This window comes from Colwellia psychrerythraea (genome assembly GCF_000764225.1).
Taxonomy (GTDB): domain Bacteria; phylum Pseudomonadota; class Gammaproteobacteria; order Enterobacterales; family Alteromonadaceae; genus Colwellia; species Colwellia psychrerythraea_D.
The window spans coordinates 100,951-108,376 of record NZ_JQED01000031.1 but is presented as its reverse complement, the minus strand read 5'-3'; the positions used below and the strand labels follow the sequence as shown (position 1 = coordinate 108,376).

General features: G+C 38.3%; 4 protein-coding genes and 1 pseudogene. 1 reads left to right on the top strand and 4 read right to left on the bottom strand.

The window, feature by feature from the left end:
- Positions 1-206: 206 nt before the first annotated feature.
- From ND2E_RS08865 to ND2E_RS08875, 3 genes are read right to left on the bottom strand one after another with little or no spacing between them, the layout of a single operon-like run.
- Positions 207-731 (bottom strand): hypothetical protein, encoded by a 525-nt coding sequence (locus tag ND2E_RS08865; RefSeq protein ID WP_033094279.1) that lies wholly within the window; start codon positions 729-731, stop codon positions 207-209.
- A gap of 2 nt (positions 732-733) precedes the next feature.
- Positions 734-2,722, bottom strand: a complete 1,989-nt coding sequence (locus ND2E_RS08870) for a site-specific integrase (RefSeq protein WP_033094278.1) — start codon at positions 2,720-2,722, stop codon at positions 734-736.
- Position 2,723: 1 nt separating this feature from the next.
- Positions 2,724-4,886: a hypothetical protein gene (locus ND2E_RS08875; protein WP_052056609.1), complete on the bottom strand. Its 2,163-nt coding sequence runs from the start codon at positions 4,884-4,886 to the stop codon at positions 2,724-2,726.
- Positions 4,887-4,999: 113 nt separating this feature from the next.
- On the opposite strand from ND2E_RS08875, the pseudogene ND2E_RS22185 reads away from it, so the two are divergent.
- Positions 5,000-5,878, top strand: a pseudogene (locus ND2E_RS22185) (helix-hairpin-helix domain-containing protein); the annotation flags it as partial.
- A 71-nt stretch (positions 5,879-5,949) separates the two neighbouring features.
- Here ND2E_RS22185 and ND2E_RS08885 read toward each other — a convergent pair.
- Positions 5,950-7,281, bottom strand: coding sequence for a Na+/H+ antiporter NhaC family protein (locus tag ND2E_RS08885; protein ID WP_033094277.1), 1,332 nt, complete (start codon positions 7,279-7,281; stop codon positions 5,950-5,952).
- Between the last annotated feature and the right edge of the window lie 145 nt (positions 7,282-7,426).

Genomic DNA, 7,426 nt, shown 5'->3' with positions numbered 1-7,426 from the left:
GCCGATCACTCAATACCATTTTGACCGAAAAGTGATCGGCATCGATGGTATTGAGTGATCGCGATGGATGGTATTAGGTGATCGGCTTAGATGGTATTAGGTGATCGCGATGCATGAGAATATGCAACATTTCGATCTTTCAGTTCTTCTGCTGCTAGTTAATATGCTGCCAAGATCTGGCTGGTCAGCAATAACGACTGTTGACATTACTTAACTTCTTCAACACGTTGTTTTCCAAGTATGCGAGCTTGCTCTAGGATCAATTTTCTAATGGCATTATCTATCACCTGATCCTCACGGTAGCGTTCAACTAATTGCATGTAAGCACGGTATACCTCTGCTAATGATTTTTTAAGTTCTTCGTTCTCTTTACTAAGTTTATTTGTTGCCTTATCAGTTGATATGTTTTGTGAGCTTTTGCCATAACTTTCGGTATTTGTAAGTCTTTTGTTTGCATTCTCGATAGCCTTTTTAAGTGCCTTAAGAGGTTTGGTATTATGTTCTGCGTGAGCTGTATTCCAAGAGCACGATATAACTGATAAATCATTATCACTCCATTTGTGAACAGACGCTTCTGCTATGAAGTCCCTTTTAATATTCAGTGATGGGAAAATATCCTCTACTGAATTAATGGAATTGATTAGCTCCGCTTTATTCATTATTGACTTGGTAATCGCGTTTTTTTTGTTTGTTACCTCTTTTGATGTTTCGCCTAGTTTATATTTTGACATTGTTAACTTCCTTTATTTTCAGTGAAATAAAAGAAAACATCTTTTCCTTCTATTCTGCAAAAGTGAACTTCCTGTTTTGTCTTTTCTTTATGCTCAGAAATTAACTTTTGTACCAGAGGTTCAATTACAGTAGATACTTTCGATGTCTTTCTTGCTTTATCAATAATGGCGCGAATAGCGTCATCTGCATTAATATGTTTATTTAAAGCGGCTCCGGTTTTAGCAATAGTACATTCGGCTTCTTCAATCCATTCATCGGTTGGAGCTATTTCAGCATAATGAAAAGTCTGCTCTAAATTGGCATGTCCCATAAACCAAGAGAGTTCATCCAGTCCTTCTCCATCAGTAAAATTGAAATATAGAACTGCAAAGAACCGCCTGAATTGGTGTGTTCTTGCGTACCATCTTTTACCATTAGTCAATGGAGATTCAATCCAGTCGAAAAATGTATCTAAGCAATCATCTAAGGCATCTCTGCCAAATGCTTTTTGGTGTTCTTGAGTTTCGTTAAGATAAAAAGATGCTGTGCTTGAACGTGCATTGAGAGTACGAGTGAAAAGGTAAGACCCCTTATCATCACCAACCAATCCACGTCTTTCCTCAATTTCGCTTACAAATGCTGCGAATTCCAAGCCGTAATCATATATTAAGTCAGGGATTGGTCTATGTACCTCTTCAAGCTCCCACCTTTCTGAGCTTTTTGGTATGCGTAAAACTAGGTCAAATAAACCATCAATTGGTGATTGTACAAAACAGGAACGCCTCAGCGTGAGAAGTGATGTTGTTCTGGCGGTAGAAAAACTAGCGATAAGTATCCAAATTGAGGCGATGTATAGCCTGACAGCTATTCCGAAAGTGATGCCATCGCTAAAATCGTTCTTATATAGATCAAGCTCGCTTTCATAACGCCATGAAGTAATATTTAAGTCGCTTAGTGGATCAGGTATAGGGGTGCTTTCAAAAACCATACGTTGGTATTCCCGTAAATTATCAAGTATATTCTTTACGCCATTAGAATTTATTAGAACTTTCTCTGCCTTGCATAGTGAAGAAAGATACGTCCTGAACGATAGTCCATAAGTGCGTACAAAGTGAAGTGCCGATGACAGTGTATGAAGAGCATCTTGAACGGGCATAAGAGGCGTCTTTTTGGGTTCAACCATATCATCGAAAATGGTATAGCCACTTGAAAAAAGCTTCTGAACATCATGCCTGAATTTGTGTTTTTGGCTAGGTCGCGCGGTATAAAGGGCATGAAGTTTTGATACCTCATTTGATATTGTTTTCACTTTTGGTGCTAAGTCATGATCTAAGTCGAACTCAATAATGCAAGCATTAGGGCATTGTTTGATATAACCAACTTTTGAGCTGAACCCATCGTGATGTGTTTCTAAATATTTTGTTAATTTGTCTTTTAGGCTTTCGAATCGCCTAGTTGTTAGCTTTATTGATTTTTTTAAAAAGCCCCAATCGATTTGACCTTTAGAATTCCAACGCTTCAATATTGTGTTCAAGCACTTATCAAAATCTTGCCTTTCTACTTTATACGATAGTAAATAATCGTTAACATGTTCAAAGCTAATTTCCGTTAAGCTTTTTATTGCCTTATTGTTTTTTAAGCTTTGTAGTTCATTTGCATGAAGTATCAAGTGACACGCAGCTATCAAAATATCAGAAGTTCTCTCAGCTCTTGTTATCTTTCCTTTAGTATTTAAGTAGAGTAGGCTGTTTCTTATGTCCTCAAGTAAAGTTTGATTATTTTTATCTGTAAGTAGTTCGTTGTGAGAGACTTCTTTAGTAAAAGAAAGGCATTGAGTATGATTCTGATTATCTTCTAATGAATGCCCTGTTTTTCTCATTTCCCAAGTAGTATCAAGTATACTTTTATTAACCATCCAGCTTGGTTTAGGATAACAGTCCACCCCACTTATGGTTGTTGATACGTTAGGGGCATGTTTTTCTTTATAGGGGGATAATCCAGTATTTTCCATTTCAGCCTTCCTCTAAGTTGTTAAGCTTCTTTTCAGCCTTTCTAAGAAGTTGTTTCATGATGACTGGGCCTTCTGAAATTTTAGAAATCGCAGCTATACAGTTATCTTTGAGACTTTGATTTTCACCTTCTTTTGAGTATTTCAATGCTAAGATTATGTTTTTAAGTGATACGCAAAAATACTTAACCTCGAAGGTGTCATGCTCTGGGGCTTGCGATTTAAGGCTCTCATAAAGAGTACCTCCCATATCTGGAGTGTCGAAAGCTTTTACAATCTGGCTTCTAAACTCTGTAATAGTTAACCCAAGTGAATTTGCTGGTGATTCATCATGAGCTACAGTCATGAACAAGAGAATATTCTGAAAGGATCTGATTTTTACTCTATACACTATTTCAGAGAGGTAATAAGGTACATACCTCTCAAGAGTTGTTTTTACGGTGTTTCCAAAATAATTGGCAGTCTTTAGTGAATCACCATCGGAGTCCAAATAAATCCAAACTCCTTTTGAAGCGCGAACTTTTTTTAATGTAGCGTTTTTTAATGGTTCACTTGTTTTAGCTGCCTTTTTTCTGATTTTTTTGAATGCATTTTGAAAACTTGCTGGAAGAGGATTTCCAATGCCATTTGGGGTTGAGCATAACCAGAGCTCTTTTTGGTTTGTGAACTCTCTTGCTCGCTTGGTCATTTCAAGAACCATTTTTAGGCAAGTAGCTGCATCAATATTCTGTTCTGATATATCTATTAGATCGACCGAAGAACCAGCAGTTTTTCTTGTTTTAGTATGTCTAGCTCTGGGTTTTAAAGCCCTAATTCTTACTGAACCTTCGTCAGTTACTTGAATAAATTCATGCCCGTGCCCATCTGAATACACTTTCACTTTATATAAAGAATATGGGTTAATCCCTAGCTCTTCAACAATAATTAATTGCATCGCGGATGCTACAACTGTTGTCAACCCAAGGTATTGTCGAACTTCTTTAGTGAAACGAATACCCTCCAAGTTATGTTTTACTACACCACTTGTAAAGCACTCGTAAAAGTGATCGAAGTAAGCCACAAGGTTATTCATCCTTATTGGACCTGAGCGACCATATGATGCAAATGGGTTACATTCTTTTACCCAACTTTTACCGCTTTGTCTGCAGACTGTTTTTATTACTCTAAGTTCGGGGTGCTTAAGGAACTCATCTTTTTCACTTTTAGAGATTAACCTGTATCGATCTTTATACTTTCGGTAACCCTCAAAAACTATTCTTCTTGCTTCATAAAGTAATAGTTTTAAATTATTGTCAATATCAGAGGCTAGCCCTTTTATGAAATCAGATGTGTTCCTGAACAGATCTTTATCTCGTTCATCATAAATGTCAGTGGTACATAGAAGAGGGTTGTCTATCCTAACTTTTTGGGTTTTAACGCATCTTCTTAAGTTGTCTGGAAAGTCCGTTTCCTTGGGTATTAGGTTATGGGCACGTAGAACCGCCATGGAGTTTTTTACATTTTGAAAATTTCCGTAAGCGCTATTTCTACAGATTTTATTTAGAAGATTATTCCTAAACTTGAGTAGTGTACCTTCAATCATTTTCGGATGTTCGTACCATATAGGGTCTTCACCAAATACAAAATTCAAGTATTCATTTAGTGGTTTTCTGTGTTTTTTTACATGTTTAAAATTGTAGACGTGCTCTTTTAATCTCTGAGCTATCTCTGGGGTGCAGGTTTTGGATAGCATTTCGTTAAATTCTTCATCTGCACCGACTTTTTTCTTCTTAATTTTACTAAGGCTTTCAGAAGGTATTATTTGATCCTTGAATGCTTTATGTGTTGAGTCGGAGTTGGGGTAACAAGGGAATGTGAAGACGCAGGTGATCACTCCTTTGGTGGCTAATCGTTTTGTTAGGCTATGAAGCGCAGATAGCTTTATCGTAGCAACCATTCTTGTGTGGTTTTGGCACAGATGTGAGCGTATATATACAAATGCCTTTGTTAAGTCTGTGCTGTCATTATTTTTTATAGGGAGTTCTAGTAGCCCCCAATATGTATCTAGCACATGCAAGGTTAGGCACTTTCTATCGTATTTTCGGCTGTTTAGATGCTCTTCTATAACGCTGAAATATTCTGGCTGTATAGAAGCCGACAATGACTGAAGTTTTTCTTCAATTAACAATTAAAATTCCTATTTGAAGCTTTCAATTAGACAAAGTGTAGTTGAAATGTTTAAAATTAGTATTAATTCTAAATATTTATATTGATATGAAATGAGTAGGAAAGTGACATTTGGAGGTTATTCCTCAAATAGTAAGCGTAGTACTTGATAAACGACCAGATAATGCTTTAGATGTTACTTTCCCTGTTAGTTGCCCTGTTTGTGGCTCTGCTGTAGCTAAACCTGAAGGTGAAGCCGTGCTCAGGTGTACCGCGGGACTTTTTTGCGCAGCGCAACGAAAAGAAGCGATCAAACACTTTGCTTCACGCAAAGCACATGATGTTGATGGCTTAGGTGACAAATTGGTGGAGCAGCTTGTCGATGAAAAGTTGATCAGTACGCCTGCAGATCTATTTAAGTTAACTGAAATACAAGTCAGTACTATGGAGCGAATGGGGAAAAAGTCGGCGACAAACCTAATTGCCTCACTTGAGGTAGCCAAAAGTACTACCTTAGCTAAATTTATTTATGGATTAGGTATTCGAGAGGTAGGTGAGGCAACGGCAGCAAATTTAGCCAACCATTTTTATACCCTAGCAGCCATTGAGAGTGCGACATTGGAAGCACTGCAAGAGGTCTCAGATGTCGGGGAGGTTGTTGCTAAAAATATTGTTAATTTCTTTAAGGAAGAGCACAACTTAGCCGTTGTATCAGGATTAACTGAGGTAATGAATTGGCCTGCTATTGAAATAAAGTCTATTGATGACCTACCGCTGGCAGAGCAAATTTTTGTCCTGACGGGTACGTTAACACAAATGGGAAGAACGGAAGCGAAAACAGCTTTGCAATCCCTAGGTGCAAAAGTCGCTGGCAGTGTCTCCAAGAAAACACATTTTGTTGTTGCGGGAGACAAAGCTGGCTCTAAATTGACTAAAGCGCAGGATTTAGGTATTTCAGTGCTTAGTGAGGATGGCTTAGTAGAGTTACTTGCTGAACATGGCATCACTGTTTAGTTAATAATCTTGAATGCTCACACAAAAAAAGGACGCTTAATTGCGTCCTTTTTTTGTGTGGCTTTTATATTTTATTTATTTACTCTAGTTAATCGCCAGAATGAGAAGCCTGCGGCAAAAAACAAAATCATGGGATAAAAAGAGTGACTTGCCACTGACAATGGAGAAATATGCAAAGAGGCGCCAAGTAAGAGTACTTGAGCACCGTATGGCAACATACCTTGGTTAATACAGGCAAAAACATCGAGTAAGCTGGCTGACTCCGCAGGAGATAGCTCACCGTCAGTAGCAAGGTTCTTGGCGGTATCACCGGTGACTATAATTGAAACGGTATTGTTTGCGGTAAAGAAGTTACAAATAAAGGCCAGACTCGCAATACCTAAGCCAGCAGCGCGCCTCTTATTATTCGGTGTTAGTTTTCTGGCGAATGTTTCTATCACACGTGTTAATGCCGACAAACCGCCTTGTTGGCGAACTAATTCACTTAATCCACCAATAAAGAGGGATAACAGAAAGATGTCTTGCATACTGGCAAAGCCTGCAGTGATATCAGTTAGCCAGGCAGAAAACTGATAACCGTTGCTAATCATACCAATGGCTGCTGCCAGCACTATCCCCAACGTTAAGACGACAAAAACATTCACTCCCATCAAGGCTAACACAAGAATAGTCACGTAAGGAATCAAACCTGCAACAGCAGAGTCGTTGTTTAATTCGTGGCTAACTTCACCACCTAAAACAGTGAAAATTACCAAACAAATAAGCGCTGCGGGCACGGCAAACTTAAAGTTAACACGAAACTTATCTTTCATGTGTGCTCCCTGACTGCGAGTGGAAGCGATAGTGGTATCAGATATAATTGATAAATTATCACCAAAAATAGCACCGGAAATTATGCATCCAGCAACCAGTGCTGCATCTAAATTAGCAGATTCAATGAACCCTAGGGCAACTGGTGCTATAGCGGCAATGGTACCCATAGATGTACCCATAGCAGTAGATAAAAAAGCAGCGACTAAAAATAACCCTGGGAGTAAGAGGTAATCTGGAAATACAGCCAAACCCAGTTGTACGCTGGCATCAACGCTGCCCGTTGCCTTGGCAACCACGGAAAACGCACCAGCTAGTAAATATATAATGCACATTGTTGTAATGTTGCTATTACCCGCTCCCTTGATGAATTGCGCTATTTGCTTCTCAATAGTACTCTTAGATAAATACTTACCTAAGCTAATAGAAACTATTATAGCGGGGATAATAGCGATACTGGCAGGGAGTTTATAGAAAGCAAAATCAATACCTTGCAATGTTAAAATAATGCCTGTACCTAGAAATAGCCCTAAAAAAACGGCAAATGGTAGCAGGGCAATTAAGTTTTCTTGAGGGGCATTTTTATCAGTCATATCACAGCTATATAAAACAATATCGTTGCTGCATTATAAAAGTAAATTCTCAACTGTCAATGTAGATGTTTAGATGGCTAAAAGTGAGGTAGGTACAGAAAAGCCAACTCCCTAAGTAGTTGGCTTGCTTTGTCGTGATAACTAT